The sequence below is a fragment of the Paenibacillus puerhi genome, assembly GCF_009846885.1.
Lineage (GTDB): Bacteria > Bacillota > Bacilli > Paenibacillales > NBRC-103111 > Paenibacillus_G > Paenibacillus_G puerhi.
In genome coordinates this window covers 22,722-37,164 of record NZ_WUWM01000010.1, presented here as the reverse complement: position 1 = coordinate 37,164, position 14,443 = coordinate 22,722, and the positions used below count along the sequence as shown (strand labels likewise).

Here is a 14,443-nt window from a genome sequence, read left to right as displayed (position 1 = left end):
CCAATAAACCCGGTGAAGCCGGTCAGCTGTCAGCTGCCGTTCACCGGTCGTCTGCATTTATAACTCCACCAGATGCGCCCCGTCGAATAAATAAACAAAGGTGCTCTTAACCGGTTTCTTCCATATTCCTTCCACGGCTTTGGCGTACAGCTCCAGCTGCAGCCGGTACCGCTCGGCGATCCGGTCGGGCGAAGAGCCCTTCAGCCGGTCCGTCTTGTAGTCGACCAGCACATAGCCGTCTCCTTCGTCGATCAAACAATCGATGACCCCCTGCAGCATCACAGTTTCCGCCTCAAGACCGGCATTCTCCCCTCCGTATACATCCGCTGCCGGCATGCCGAAGCTGAAGGGCAGCTCCCGGTATACCCGCTGAGCGGATAACAGCCGGGCGCCAAGGTCGCTCGCAAAGAACGATACGATCACCTGCGGATCGACCAAGACCTGCTGGGCTTCCGTCAGCAGCTCCCGGCGCACCATGTCGGCTAACGTTTCTTCAATATCGCTCTGCTGCGGAAGGCGGCGGAGCGGGATTTGCTGCATCAGGGCATGAAAGACGGAACCGCGCTCGGCCGCATTCACCTCCCGCTGCTCCAGGAAGCGGGGTCTTCTTACGATCAGAGGCCGGTAGCCGCCTCCCGCTTGCTGCCGCCGCCCGTTCAAGGTTTCCCCAGCTCCCGAATCCAGTCCTTCCTCGTTCCAAAAAACGGGGGCAGGCTCTTCCGCGAACAGCTCCAGCAGCCTCTCATGCTCCGACAGCCGCTTCAGCTCCGTAACCGACGTCTTGGAGAAAACTTGCGTCGCTTCCTGATGACCGTATTCCCAGGACAAACGTCCCCAAACCTCTTGCTCCCACCGCTCCGTACCGTCGACCGGCTCAAGCCGCAGCAGCGAAGACCTGCGGGGGTCAGCCGGCACCGCCTCCAGAGCGGGGGCCGCCTGTGCGATATACGCAAAGCGATCGGGACTGAACACTTGAATTGTCCACCGGGACGCCTCCTGCCTCATCGAAGGATGCAGCTCTTCCTCCAGACCGATCGCCTGACGAAGCGTTTCCCCATCGGGATGGCGCATGATCGCCGGCCCGATCCAGTCGAGGTAGCATTTCGCCGCTGCCAGCGTGTCATCCGGTAGTGTCTGCCCGCTATGGCTGACATAACGCGCCCAGGAACCGAGCAGCTTCTCCAGCCCCCGGACGCTGGCGATCAGAATCAGCTTCTCTTTGGCCCGCGTCAGAGCCACATAAAGGACGCGCATCTCTTCCGCAAGCATTTCCATGCGGATCTTCTGCTTGATCGCCAGCCAAGGAAGCGTGGGATAGCTGACCCGGGTTCCATGCTCCAGCAGCTTCGGTCCGAAGCCTAGCTCCTTATGCAGAAGGAAAGCATCCGTCAGGTCCCGGCGGTTGAACATTTTGCCGCAGCCGGCCACGAAAACAACCGGGAACTCGAGCCCCTTGCTCTTATGGATCGTCATGATGCGCACGACATCCTCCTGCTCGCCGAGCGCCCGGGCCGTGCCCAGATCGCCCCCCGTATCCTGCATCCGCTCGACGAAGCGCAGGAAGCGGAACAATCCCCGCAGGCTCGTCGCTTCATACTGCTTCGCGCGATCATAAAGCGCCCGCAGGTTCGCTTGCCGCTGCTCGCCCCCCGGCAAGCCTCCGACAAAGTCAAAATACCCCGTCTCCCGGTATATCTCCCAGATCAGCTCAGCCAGCGGCCCTTGCAGAGATTGCATTCGCCAGGCGGCTAATGCGGCGAGAAACCGTTCAAGCTTGCTGCGAAGCGAGCTTTCCTTATCCTCGACGCTCTGCTTGCCCACAAGGTATAAGGCGCGTGCCGGCTCAGCGGCTCCTTGAGAGGGGCCCGGCTCCTCCACAGCTCCGGTTCCGCGGACATAGGCGCGCACAGCGTCGAAATACGAGCCGTTCCTGCGCGCGATACGGATAGCGGCCAGCTCCTCTTCGCTAAGGCCCACAAGCGGAGAACGAAGCACGCCAGCAAGCGGAATATCCTGATAAGGGTTGTCAATAATCTTCAACAGCGACAAGACGACTTGCACTTCCGTAGCCGTAAAGTAGCCGGTATTCAGCTCCGCATAGGCGGGAATGCCCTGCTGCCTCAGCTCCTCGATCAGGACCGGCGCCCACTGCTGGGTCGCGCGAAGCAGTACGACGATATCCCGGTAAGTGACGTCCCGCATCTCCTTCGACTGCTTATCCAGAACCTGATACTTCCCTCCGCCATCCGCACCCATCATCAGGCGGATCCGTTCGGCCAGCAATCTGCCTTCCAGTTGGGCGGTTTCCAGGTCTTTGGCTTCGGTCATTCCCTCGATCCCGCCTGCGGCATCTCCCGGCTCTCCTTCGGAGTCGGCTGTCGGCTCCTCCCCCGGATCTGCCGTCGCGGAGCGATCGATCAGCACGAGCTCGGCTGCCTGCGCTCTCCCTTTCGCTTCCGGATAGGCAGCGCCGTATACAAGCTCCGCCCGCTCGTCATAGTCGATCTCGCCGACGCTCTCCTTCATCACCTGGCGGAAAATATAGTTCGTCCCGTCTACGACCTCGGGACGGCTGCGGAAGTTGCGCGCCAGATCGATACGCTGTCCGGGTAGGATCCCATCGGGCCGGAAGCTCTTGTATTTCTCCTGAAACAGCCCCGGCTCCGCCAGACGAAACCGGTAGATGCTCTGCTTCACGTCGCCCACCATGAACCGGTTGCCCGGTTCCTCCCGAGAGATGAGCGCCACGATCGTTTCCTGTACCCGGTTGGTGTCCTGGTATTCATCCAGCATCACTTCCACGAACTGCTCGCGGTATTCGAGCGCAGCCGCGGACGGCTGCGGTTTCCCCGGCTCCGAGTCCGCCCCGCATAGAATTTGCAGGCAATAATGCTCCAGATCGGCAAAATCGACCAATCCTTTGTCCGACTTGGCTTTCTTGTAGGACTCGCCAAAGTCGGTGACCAGATCGGCCAGCGCCTGCATCAAGGGGGCCATCACGGCAAGCTCCCGGGCATACTCCTCCAGAGAGCGGGCAAACCACTCCTCCTTAACCTGCGCCAGCTTGTCCTTGGCGGCATTCCGCAGATCCTTGACCTGCTCCTGCAGCGTTTTGTCCACCTGCTCGCCCTTGCAGGGCTTCAGCTTGCCGAACGCAGCGCCTTGGAAGGCGTTGTACAGAAGCCCCCAAGAAGATTCTTCGGACATGTCGAGCAAATGACCCACCACGGCAAGATCGTCGTCCAGATTGGCCAGGTAGGGAGCGGGGCCGCCTGGGCCGGCGGCCAGCCGGACCGCTTCGCGCAGCAAGCCCTCCATCCCTTGCAGCTCCAACTTAACTGCCGCACGGAGACTAGCCAGCCATGGGTGGTCTTCGGTATCCAGGCGTTCCTCGAACATCCTTACGCAGCTCGCAAGCCAATGCTCCGGCCAAGGATGGCTTCGGGAATCGTCATACAGCCGCTGCACAAGCCGGAAAAGCCCCTCATCGTTTTTGTCCCCGCTGAACGTATCGGCCAGCAGCCAGAATGGCTCGCCCTCCAGCGCCTCGCCGTACCGCTCCTCCAGCAGCTCCTCAAGCAGCTCCTGGCGCAGCAGCGCGCTCTCCGTTTCATTGGCGATGCGGAAGCCCGGGTCCAGCCCGATCGACTGGTAATGCTTCTGAATGACCTCCATGCAGAAGGAGTGCAGCGTTGTAATAAAAGCGCGCGGAATAAGCGCCAATTGTCTGCGCAGATGCTCGGAGCCGGGATCGGCCGTCAGCGCCTTCTCCAGCGCGTCGCTGATGCGATGCCGCATCTCGGCGGCAGCCGCCTTCGTAAATGTCGCGACCAGCAGCCGGTCGACGTCCATCGGCTCCTGCGGGTCCGAAATACGGCGAATGATCCGCTCGACCAGTACGGCCGTCTTGCCGGAGCCGGCGGCGGCGGCAACTAACACCGAGGTTCCGCGGACCGCGACCGCCTTCCATTGGTCGTCCGTCCAGTTGCTGTTTTCCGGCTTTGGCATCAGATTCGTCATCATCATCGATCGTTTCCATCCTTCCCGTTCCCGCCCAAGTGATTTTCCTTCGCTCCGCCTCTGCCGGGCGAGGACCCCTTGCGCTCCATCAGCTCCAGTGCCAGCTCTTTCCCCAGCAGCGGCAGCTGCTTGTACGTATTGCCTGCAAGCTGGGGATCGAATTGGCATACCGGCTGGAACGAGCAGCCCTGACAGGCAACGGCCGTTCCCTTCCGGTAAGGCTCGATAGCAATATGACCGTCGGTCATCGCGGTGCCAATCTCCCGGATCGTGCGCTGAACATGGCGTCTGACCGTCCCCCACTCCTGCTCCGTGGCGACGGATGACGACTTGTAGAACCCTCCGTCCGTCTTCAGAGCGACAGGAAGCAGCTCGGAATAGCCGCTAGCCCCGATCAGTCCGCTATCCATCATGCGCACCGTGTCCGGGTCGGCCGTGAGCAGACCCTTCATCTTAAACCGCTTCTTCAGCTCTTTGTCGACCTGCTCGGCGCTCAGCGCATTTTTCACCTGAAGCACGGGGTTGTGAACATGGAAGTACAGCACGCCCGCCGGCTGCGCCTCGGTACCCAGCCAGAGCGGGGCATGGGTCAGAATTACATCTAGATAGGTCATCATCTGCAGCGACAGGCCGTAATACACATCTCCCAGTTGAAGAGCCTTGGAGCTTGACTTGTAGTCGATCACGCGGAGCAGCGCCCCCTGCTCGGTATCGGCACGGTCGATCCGGTCGATACGTCCCCGCAGGTTCATGCTCACCCCATTGTCCAGCTCGTATTGCAGAGCCGGAATCTGCTGTCCCGCTCCGAACCCGATCTCGAGCCCGATCGGTTGAAATTGCCCCCGTTTGGCATGCTCGCCCAGCATGTACGCCGCTCGGCCAATGACCTGCTTCAGCTTACGCGCAATGTAGTGATAGCGCTTGGAGCTGAGCAGAATTTCGCCCTGCAGCCTGGGCGACAAAGCATCGATGACGAGTGCCGCGCGCCGTTCGCATTCAGCCGCTGTGAGCCCTCCCCAGTCGGCGCCCTCGGCGACGATCTGCTCGGCAAACCGGCTGAGCGCCGCATGGAAAAGCTGGCCGACATCCGGGGCCTCCAGCCGGAACATGCGGCGCTCCTTGAGACGCAGTCCGTGCGAGGCGAACTGCGAGAAGGGACATGCGACGAATCGTTCCATCCGCGACACGCTCGTATCGATCGTCTCTCCGTACAGCTCCCGGCTCGTCGCTTCCGCGAGCGGGGCGGTTCGATTCGTATACTGCAAAGACTCCATCATCCGCGCCAGCTTTCCGCCGAACTCCGGCTGCCTGGCGAACCAGTTGTATACCGACCACCATACGCCATGCATCGGCGTTCCCCGCAACCACTGCTTCAGTTGAACAACCAGCAGGGAAAGTGCTTTGTCCGGATGGGCAACAAAGTCAAGCTGCTCGCCGGACTCCGTCTGCGCAGCCGGCTCGTTTAGCATCAGGCGTTCGGTCACGTCGGGGAACAGCCGCTTGAGCTGGCGGATGACATCCGAAGGCAGCAGCGATTTCCCTTCCTCATCAGCCAGCGGATAGCTAACCCACAAACACTCGCTGGGCGTACACAACGTATCGTAGATCAGAAATGTTTCATCCAGCAGCCTTCTTCTGCTGTCTTCCGCAAGCTGCAGCCCCGCCGAAGCCAGATAAAGGCGCTCAGCCTCGGTAAGCACACCGCTTTCGGCGATTTTGGCAGGCATTACGCCTTCATTGACACCCAGCACGAACAAATGCTTGATCCCGGCAGACCGCGTTCGGCCCATACTGCCGATGAGCACCTGATCCAGCGTAGGAGGGACAAGACCGAGCTTGATACTCTCCACCCCTGCTTCGATCAGCTTGGCGAAATGCTCCAGCGAGGTTTCTTCATCCCCCGTCAACTCGACAAGCTGGTCGAACATATCGACCACCCTGTCCCAGACCTGGGCATGCTCGCGCGCTTTCTCCGGCTGACCGGCTTTCAAGGCCGTCTGGGCCCAGGCTTCCAGCCTCTCCGGTATGTGCAGCCCGGCCAGAAGCTCGTACAGCGCCTCTACCCGGCCGCGTATCGTTTTCCGCTCGCGCAGCCGGTCTTGGAAGGCGCCAAGCGGCTCGGTAACGAGTCTGCGGTACCGGTTAATGGAGCGCAGGAAGCCGGAGTCTCCGCTAAGCTCGCCTTCCTGCTCGATGGACGTATCGTATCTATAGGTCCAATCCGAGCCGTCCCGCCATTTGGCTCCTTGAAGCCCAAAGGCCAGCACGTAATTTTCCAATTGATCGAACCCGTAGCGGGAAACGGGCTCTGTCCCTTCGTCCGATCCCCTACCCTTTTTTTGCTGCATCGGCAGAAAAAAACCGGTCTTGACACAGCGGAACACGGCGTCGTATCGCCAATTTTGCCGGGCGACTTCCAGCGCCGAACGGATGAACTCTACCATGGGGTGGTGCAGCACCGAGCGCTTCTGGTCCAGAAACAACGGAATCTCATAATCCGCAAACGTGCCTGCAATCAAATCGCCGTAAGCTTCCATGCTGCGCACCGCTACCGCACAATCCCGCCAGCGCACGCCTTCTTCACGGACAAGCCGCCGGATGTCGCGCGCCACCCCTTCTACCTCGGCCCGTCGATGTACGGCCGCCGTGAGCCGCAAGCGGCTGGCCGCCTTCTCCTCAGCCTTCATCCGATAGGCGGGCTTGGCTCCAAGTCCCCAATGCCGCTCCAGATGGGCCAGCACGGGATTCGCCGCAAATCTCGCCGGGGGCTGCGCCTCCAGCAAGACAGGCTGCTTCACCTCAACCCCGAGCTCGACCAGGTTGCGGGTCAGCTGCACCTGCGTGCGCGCGGTCGGGTGAAACAGCTCAAGCTCATGGACCGGCTCTCCGGCCGCGTACGGACGGTCCAGAGTAAGCGTCATGCTGACATCGCGAACATGCAGCGCCAGTTGCTCAAGAACCGCCGATTCCTGAGGCGTAAATCCATGAAAGCCGTCAAGCCAGAACGAAGCTTCGCGCAAATAAGCAGACTCCGAGATTTGCGCGGCCAGCAGCGTCAAATAATCCTCCCCATCCAGATATAGCCGGGATAGCTCTTCCTGAAATTCGGCGTACACCAGCTGCAGATCGTGGAGCTTATTGGAAAACGACGCTCCCGCCCGTTCGGAAGCCGAAATTCGGGAGGAATAAAAGGCGTTTAATTCATCGGCTGATATCCGGTATCGTTTCAGTTCGGTGAAAAACTCGCTTATATGTTCCAAATAGCCCGTCTGGCCGGCCGCTCCATGCATGCTTCTCAACCGGTCGCGTTGTCTATGTAGAATGCGGTAAAGCAGCAATTTTTTACCCGTATCGTCGATCGGAAGCCTGGATGTTCCTCCAACCTCCTGCATCACTCTCCAGGCCAGACGGCGAAAGCTTAGCACCTGGGCCCTCAACGTACCGCCTAGCTCCGTGTCCGATGCAAGGGCATACTCCGCCTGAAAGGTAGCCTGCTCCGGGACAAGCCAGACAAGGGGCGCCCCCTGCGGTTCCGCCTTCAGCCTCTGCTTGATCTCCTTCAGACAATAGGTCGTCTTCCCCGTTCCTGCACGCCCAAGTATATATTGAAACGCCATTCGCAAGCTCTCCCCTTCCAACCGAACGCTTTCCTCAAGGTTCTACTATTCTACCAAATATTCGGGCGTATTGGTAAAAGGTAGGTTATGGAAGCGATCCAATGATCTGTCTGAATTATACCATATTCGACGCACTCAGAACATCTGTTCCGATAGAGCCGCCGCTCCAAGAATCGCAGAAAGCAAAAAGCCCCCGCGCCACTTCCAAAGTGGACGGGAGGCTTCCTTCGTTGCGGGGTGAATCCGAGACGGGCGGCTGATCGAACGTGGCTAGCTTCCGTCATCCGTCATCCACATCGTCTTCCCGGTAACAGGCCTTCGCTTACCTGCAGGCAGGCTCATCTCCGGGTAACCGATGTAAAGCAAAGCGACGAGCTCCTCGCCCTCTTCAAGCCCGAAGGTCCGCTGCATCCGCGGATGGTACATGGGCTCGCCTGAACGCCAGATCGCTCCCAGCTTCAGCGCATGAGCAGCCAGCAGCATGTTTTGAACGGCCGCATGGACCGCAGCATATTCCTCGATGCGGATGACGCCCTTCTCCTGCGAAGGGGAGACCGCGACAGCAAGAACAACCGGAGCCCTCAGCGCTTTACCCCGATGCTTGGCCAGAGCCTCTTCGTCCAGCGCTACGCCGGCCTCTTCGCTAGCGATGGCGGCGTAAGCCTCTCCGAGCGGCAGCCGTCCGCTGCCCGTCATGACGAAAAATCGCCAAGGCTCCGTCGCATGATGGCTAGGCGCCCAGTTGCCCGCTTCCAGAATACGCTCGATAAGCTCCGTCGGGACAGGCTCGTTCTTCACGCGTCCGGTCGTCCTTCGCGTACGGATAGCTTCGAATACTTCCATGATTCTACTCCCTTCGTCCATGCCTTTTTCTGTGCCTTCTTCAGTGCCTTCTACTTGCCGACTGCAGAACTTCCCCCATCGATCAGCCTGACGTATAGCTTCACCGTTGTTAACGGCGCGTTCTAACCTCGAAAATGGCAAATTTCAAGTAATGCCCTTCGTCGACGCCCAAGATCCGGGGATGATCCTTGCCTGCTCCGCGGAATTCAATCAATCGGAGCGTCTTGCCCGCATCTTGAGCCGCATCATGTATCGTTTCAAGGAATAAGTCCGGCTTCATGTGGTAGGAGCAGCTCGCCGTAACGAGAAATCCGCCTTCATTCACAAGCTTCATGCCATGCAGATTAATGTCCTTGTAGCCTCGGCAAGCGCCCTCTACCGCACTGCGGGATTTGGCGAATGCCGGCGGGTCGAGAATAACCACATCCCAGGTCCGGCCTTTGGCTGCCAGCGGGACGGAGGTGTCCACCTTGCGGCGGTCAGCCTGTCCTCTTGCCTCCCGATGTTCCTGGCCGCGCACCTGTTCGCGCAAATAATCGAAGGCATCGGCCACCACAAACTCAACACGATCGCCGAACCCGTTCAGCTCGACATTGCGTTTGGCGGATTCAACGGCATGCTGCGAAATATCCAGGCAGGTTACCTTCTTCGCTCCGTACTTGCAGGCATGCAGCGTAAAGCTGCCGGTATGGGAGAAGCATTCGAGCACCGTAGCGCCGTCCCAGTAAGGGAAGGTCACTTCCTGTCCGCTCTTGTTAACCGGTACGCTTGCCACGGTCCCATCGTCCAGAACGCGGTCCGCCTTTTGAATGCCGCTGCGCTTGCCCCAGCCGAGCATCAGAGGGGCGATCGCCGCCCTATTCTCCCGCTGGTCGAAGAAATACCCGGTCTTCTGTCCTTCGACGATATCGACTTCCAGAAGCAGCCCATTCTCGCGAATCGTGATAGGGCTCGAACATTCTCCATACAGCAAACCCTTACGCTGCTCCAGACCTTCGAGCTCCCGGACGGACACGTCGCTCCGTTCGTAGATCCCTGTCGGCTGCATAACCTCGATAAGCGCCGCCACGAGCTCTTCCCTGGCCGCCTCCATCCCATACGTCAAGATCTGAACAACGAGCGTATCCTCGAACTTATCGACAATCAGCCCCGGTAAAAAATCAGACTCGCCGTAGACGAGCCGGTACGATCTTGCCTCCGGCACGAACCGCTCCCGCAGCTGCCGGCAAGCATTCAGCTTCGCCACGAACCATTCCCGCGTTAAGCTCTCCATCGGCTCATAAGAAACGATGCGAACCGTAAGCTGGGAAGCTTCGTTATAATATCCGGTTGCCAGGTAAGCTCCGTCATGACGGTGTACAGCCACCAGGCTGCCAGGCAAAGGCTCCCCCTCTACCCGCTCGATCTCGGTGCGATACACCCAGGGATGACCCTCCTCGAGTCTTTTTTTCCTTTTTTTATGTAAATAAACTTTACTCATGCGTTCGTTCCTCCGCCTTCCCTGATTAGCCTGCAACCATAAAATAACGGAACCACGGTATCTTATAAAGCCGCACAATAAGACATCCTGGTTCCGCTACTTCATCCATCGATTCTCCTTGCAACAAACTCAGGGCTCCGCCAGTCCATGAAAGACGGAACCCCGCTTTTTGAATCTATCCTTCGGCCTAGTAAGCGGATGACCCGCTTGAGCCCCGCATCAGCGCTACGCCCGAGCTTGTGCCAAGCCGGGTCGCTCCCGCCTCGATCATCTTCACGGCCGTCTCCAGATCTCGAATACCGCCGGAGGCCTTAACGCCGACGCTCTCTGGCACCGCGCGCCGCATCAGGGCGATATCCTCCGCCGTCGCTCCGCCTTGGCCGAAGCCGGTGGACGTCTTTACATAGTGCGCGCCCGCTTCTACAGACAACTTGCAGGCTGCCAGCTTCTGCTCCTCATTCAGCGAGCCCGTTTCAAATATGACCTTGACGATCGCCTTGCCTTCTACGGCCTTGACGACCGCTTGGATATCGTCGCGAACCGCCTGGTAGTCCCCTTGCTTCAAGCGTCCGATTTGCAGCACCATGTCGATTTCATTCGCACCTTGCTCGGCTGCCTTCGCAGCTTCCCAAGCTTTCGCCGAGCTATCCATCGCTCCGAGCGGAAACCCGCAGACGACGCTGATTTTCACGCCTGAGCCGGCGAGCAGTTCACGGCACAGGGGAACCCAGGTACCGTTTACGCACACGCTATAGAAGCCATGCTCCTTCGCTTCCGCACATAGCTGGCGGATCATCTCTTCGCTTGCATCCGCCTTCAATAACGTATGGTCAATATAGCTCGGCAGCTTGCTAACATCAAAACTCATCTAATTCACCTCATATCCAAGCGCATGGAGCGCTTTTTTTAGTACGATGTCGTTATTCCCATATCCGGCATTCGTCTGCTGCTGCCAGGCATCCAGCGGATGAAGCCATTCGACGCCTCGAATTTCTTCTACCTGAGCCTGTAATTCGCCGCCCGTCGCTTCCACCAGATAGTAATGCACTTCCTTATCTACCTGACCGACTCCAGTGAGCTGAAACTGATACGCGATCGTCTCCAAAGGCTGAATAATATGGCCTTGGATACCCGTCTCTTCCAGAATTTCGCGGAGTGCGGTCTGTTCCACTGTTTCGCCGGGCTCCATTTTCCCCTTAGGGAGTGTAATTTTTCCATATCTGTCCTGAATCATCTGCACCTGCAGCCCGCCGTCATGGGTCTTCCGGTATACCACTCCGCCTGCTGAGATCTCCTTCATCGCCAACATCCTTTCCACCAATAACGACCAGCAGCCTTCCGTAACGAAAGGATTCCACCTGACGCATAGGCTCCCAGCGCAAGTGAAATCCTCGGTCGCTTCTCATTATCCTGCTTCTTGCGGACTTTTCTAAACGATCGCCTTCTCTGCTTGTCCGGGAATCGTATCGTTGCTGCCTGCAGCGGCGTTCAACGGGGAGGCAAGTCTTAGAGCGCCTTTCCCCGTTGCAGCCGCCCTCGGCTCCTCGACGATCTCTCCACGGCAATCATTGACATGGGCTTCGGTTACTTTTACCCGGCATACCCGGCCGATCCAATCCTCGCTGCCTTCGAATACAACCGACAAATAATTGTCCGAGTAGCCCATAATCAAGCCGCTATCCGGCTGACCCTTGAAGTCCCGCTCGGGAATAATCTCCAGCACTTCGCCTACGAAGCGCTCGGCATAGGCCAGCTGCATCCGTTCTGACAAATCAATCAACTCATGAACGCGGGCATTTTTAATTTCCTCGTCCACTTGATCCTCCATCCGTGCCGCAGGCGTTCCCGTCCGTTTGGAGTAAGGGAATACATGCATCTCCGAGAAGCCCATACGCTCCATAAACCGGTAACCTTCCCGGAACATCTCATCGGTCTCTCCAGGGAAGCCGACAATCACATCCGTAGTAATCGCGACCCCCGGCATGATGCGGTGAATATGCTCGATCTTGGCGGCAAACTCGGCCGTCGTGTACTTGCGCCGCATCCGCTTCAGCACTTCGTCGTTGCCAGCCTGAAGCGGAATATGCAGATGCCGGCACATCTTGTCGGAATGCTGCAGCACCTCCAGCACCTCGTCCGTGATCTGGCTGGCCTCGATCGAGCTGATGCGAATGCGCTTCAGCCCCTCCACCTTGTCCAAATCCCACAAGAGCTTGGCCAGACTGTAGTCTTCCATATCTTCGCCGTAACCGCCCGTATGGATACCTGTCAGCACGATCTCCTGATACCCGGCATCGACCAGCATGCGCGCCTGATTGAGCACGCTTTGCGGTTCACGGCTGCGCATCAGGCCCCGCGACCAAGGAATGATGCAGAAGGTGCAGAAGTTATTGCAGCCCTCCTGTATTTTCAGGAACGCCCGGGTACGATCCGCAAAGTCCGGCACGTCCAGCTCCTCGAATGCGCGCGTCTTCATGATATTACGAACCGCATTGATCGGTTCACGCTCGGCCTGCAGCTGTTGAACGTAGGTCAGGATCTTATCGCGGTCCTGCGTGCCGATAACCAGATCCACCCCGGGAATAGCCAGAATCTCGGCAGGAGAAGTCTGCGCGTAACATCCCGTCACCGCCACGATCGCTTCCGGATTGCGGCGTATGGCGCGGCGAATCATTTGCCGGCTTTTTTTATCTCCCGTATTCGTTACGGTACAGGTATTGATGACATAAATATCCGCCGTCGATTCGAAATCGACCTGTTCATAGCCTTCGTGCTTGAATAACTGCCAGATCGCTTCCGTGTCGTAGAAGTTCACTTTACAGCCCAGCGTGTGAAAAGCGACTGTCGCCATCTATTCTTCTCCTCCCATTTCTCCGGCTTCGTACAGAATGCACGTCAGACCGACCATCGCGGCTGTCTCTGTCCTCAGAATCCGTTTGCCAAGCGAAACCGGGCGACACCCGGCCTGCTCCGCTTCCTCCGCCTCGCGTTCGCTGAAGCCGCCCTCCGGCCCGACGATGATCAGCAGCTGCAGCCGTTCTCGGTCCCGGCTGCTCCCGGCCTCCCCGCTCGGCCTGTCCGCCCGTCCAGTCTTCCCCAGCGCCGATCGGATCAGGCTGCGCAGCTCCTGGGCATCCTGCTTCTCGTAGCAGAACCAGGCGGCATCCGCTTCGGCCGCAAGCTTGAGAAGCTGCTTCCAGCTCTGGACCGAATCCACGGACGGGATACGATTGCGATGCGCCTGCTCAGCCGCTTCCTTCGCTATTTTCTGCCAGCGTTCCAGCCGCTTGCCTTCTTTTTTGGCATCCCACTGTACCACGGTCCGCGCCGATGAGAAAGGGATAAAGCGGGCTGCCCCAATCTCGGTCCCCTTCTGGATGACCAATTCCATCTTATCGCCCTTCGGCAAGCTTTGCGCAATCCAAACATCCACGCCCGGCTCACGGTCCGGCGGCAGCCATGCTTCCACATCGGCTGTCACCTCGCCGCCCTCCAGCGAACGGACGACCACAACCGCCTCTCGTCCGCATCCATCGCTGACGATCGCGCGATCCCCGGCCTTGGCGCGCATCACGCGGATTAAATGATGGGCGTCATCGCCCGTTATCGTAACATGATCAGCGGAGAAGCCCTCCGGCTGAATGAAATATCTTTGCATAAGCAACCATCGCTTTCCTTTAAAAAAAGGTGAGACCGTTATACAAGAAACGTAGAACGGTCATCCCTCATCTTACACGTTTTCCACTAAAAATACCAGTCCAGGCCTTGCCAAAAGCGGGTCCCCTTCAGCCCTCACAAGGCTTGCAACGGGCCGAATATGGGGGTCAGCACCCGCATAAAAGCGCCCAAAATATCGTACTGCAGCGCAAAAATCGGGCCGAGCGTCACAGCGCGCAGCGGCGGGATGAAGAACATAAGCAGCACGATGTAGAACAGCCACTGCTGTACCTGCTGCAGTCTTATCGCCCAGCGTACCGGCAGAAGGTCCTCCAATATCCGGTACCCGTCCAGCGGCGGGAACGGGATTAAATTAAGAATGAACAGAAAAATGTTCTGAATCACCATATATTTCAGGAAGGTCGAGAGCGCCAGAGCCATACCGGAGCTCATGCCCTGCAGCACACCGGAATTATGAACCGCGTACATCACGATCAAGCTGACAAAGCCTAGCACGAGATTGCTAAAAGGTCCGACGAACGATACGGTGATGCCCATAGCTCTCGGACGCTTGAAGCGCGCCCGGTTCACAAGCACCGGCCTTGCCCAGCCGATCCCGACGATCAGGAAAAAAATCATTCCCAGCCAGTCCAGGTGGACACGCGGATTCAGCGTGACCCGGCCCATGGCGCGGGGGGTAGGATCCCCGAATTTATCCGCCACATAAGCATGTGCAAACTCGTGCACCGTAAACGCCAGCAGCAGCACGAGAAAGACAAAGGGCAGCTCCTCTACGGGGTAGGCCAGGAAGGAGTTCCAATCCATG

9 protein-coding genes are annotated in these 14,443 nt (G+C 58.6%); all 9 read right to left on the bottom strand.

What is annotated here, in order from left to right; translation table 11 throughout:
- Window positions 1-57: 57 nt before the first annotated feature.
- A complete protein-coding gene (gene addA / locus GSF01_RS10905; RefSeq protein ID WP_328803667.1) occupies window positions 58-4,026 on the bottom strand; it encodes a helicase-exonuclease AddAB subunit AddA in 3,969 nt (1,322 codons plus the stop codon).
- Window positions 4,023-7,637 (bottom strand): helicase-exonuclease AddAB subunit AddB, encoded by a 3,615-nt coding sequence (gene addB / locus GSF01_RS10900; protein ID WP_159883823.1) that lies wholly within the window; start codon window positions 7,635-7,637, stop codon window positions 4,023-4,025. Before addB ends, addA begins: the two co-directional genes overlap by 4 nt.
- Before the next feature lie 270 nt (window positions 7,638-7,907).
- A complete protein-coding gene (locus GSF01_RS10895; RefSeq protein WP_201305363.1) occupies window positions 7,908-8,480 on the bottom strand; it encodes a nitroreductase family protein in 573 nt (190 codons plus the stop codon).
- 109 nt (window positions 8,481-8,589) lie between these two features.
- Window positions 8,590-9,960 carry a class I SAM-dependent rRNA methyltransferase gene (locus tag GSF01_RS10890; protein ID WP_159883819.1) on the bottom strand — a complete coding sequence of 457 codons (1,371 nt, stop codon included), beginning with the start codon at window positions 9,958-9,960 and terminating at the stop codon, window positions 8,590-8,592.
- A 187-nt stretch (window positions 9,961-10,147) separates the two neighbouring features.
- Complete coding sequence (deoC, locus tag GSF01_RS10885) at window positions 10,148-10,828, bottom strand: deoxyribose-phosphate aldolase (RefSeq protein WP_159883817.1); 681 nt, start codon at window positions 10,826-10,828, stop codon at window positions 10,148-10,150.
- Window positions 10,829-11,260, bottom strand: a complete 432-nt coding sequence (locus GSF01_RS10880) for an NUDIX hydrolase (RefSeq protein WP_159883814.1) — start codon at window positions 11,258-11,260, stop codon at window positions 10,829-10,831.
- 129 nt (window positions 11,261-11,389) lie between these two features.
- A complete protein-coding gene (mtaB, locus tag GSF01_RS10875; protein WP_159883812.1) occupies window positions 11,390-12,811 on the bottom strand; it encodes a tRNA (N(6)-L-threonylcarbamoyladenosine(37)-C(2))-methylthiotransferase MtaB in 1,422 nt (473 codons plus the stop codon).
- Window positions 12,812-13,618, bottom strand: coding sequence for an RsmE family RNA methyltransferase (locus GSF01_RS10870; protein WP_159883810.1), 807 nt, complete (start codon window positions 13,616-13,618; stop codon window positions 12,812-12,814). It lies immediately after the preceding gene.
- Window positions 13,619-13,752: 134 nt separating this feature from the next.
- Window positions 13,753-14,442, bottom strand: coding sequence for a site-2 protease family protein (locus GSF01_RS10865; protein WP_159883808.1), 690 nt, complete (start codon window positions 14,440-14,442; stop codon window positions 13,753-13,755).
- Between the last annotated feature and the right edge of the window lies 1 nt (window position 14,443).

What these genes read in the sequence shown, in the direction of transcription:
- addA (WP_328803667.1), bottom strand. Translation starts at nt 4,026, where the DNA reads ATGATGATGACGAATCTGATGCCAAAGCCGGAAAACAGCAACTGGACG.
- mtaB (WP_159883812.1), bottom strand. Translation starts at nt 12,811, where the DNA reads ATGGCGACAGTCGCTTTTCACACGCTGGGCTGTAAAGTGAACTTCTAC.
- addB (WP_159883823.1), bottom strand. Translation starts at nt 7,637, where the DNA reads ATGGCGTTTCAATATATACTTGGGCGTGCAGGAACGGGGAAGACGACC.
- deoC (WP_159883817.1), bottom strand. Translation starts at nt 10,828, where the DNA reads ATGAGTTTTGATGTTAGCAAGCTGCCGAGCTATATTGACCATACGTTA.
- GSF01_RS10870 (WP_159883810.1), bottom strand. Translation starts at nt 13,618, where the DNA reads ATGCAAAGATATTTCATTCAGCCGGAGGGCTTCTCCGCTGATCATGTT.
- GSF01_RS10880 (WP_159883814.1), bottom strand. Translation starts at nt 11,260, where the DNA reads ATGAAGGAGATCTCAGCAGGCGGAGTGGTATACCGGAAGACCCATGAC.
- GSF01_RS10895 (WP_201305363.1), bottom strand. Translation starts at nt 8,480, where the DNA reads ATGGAAGTATTCGAAGCTATCCGTACGCGAAGGACGACCGGACGCGTG.
- GSF01_RS10890 (WP_159883819.1), bottom strand. Translation starts at nt 9,960, where the DNA reads ATGAGTAAAGTTTATTTACATAAAAAAAGGAAAAAAAGACTCGAGGAG.
- GSF01_RS10865 (WP_159883808.1), bottom strand. Translation starts at nt 14,442, where the DNA reads ATGGATTGGAACTCCTTCCTGGCCTACCCCGTAGAGGAGCTGCCCTTT.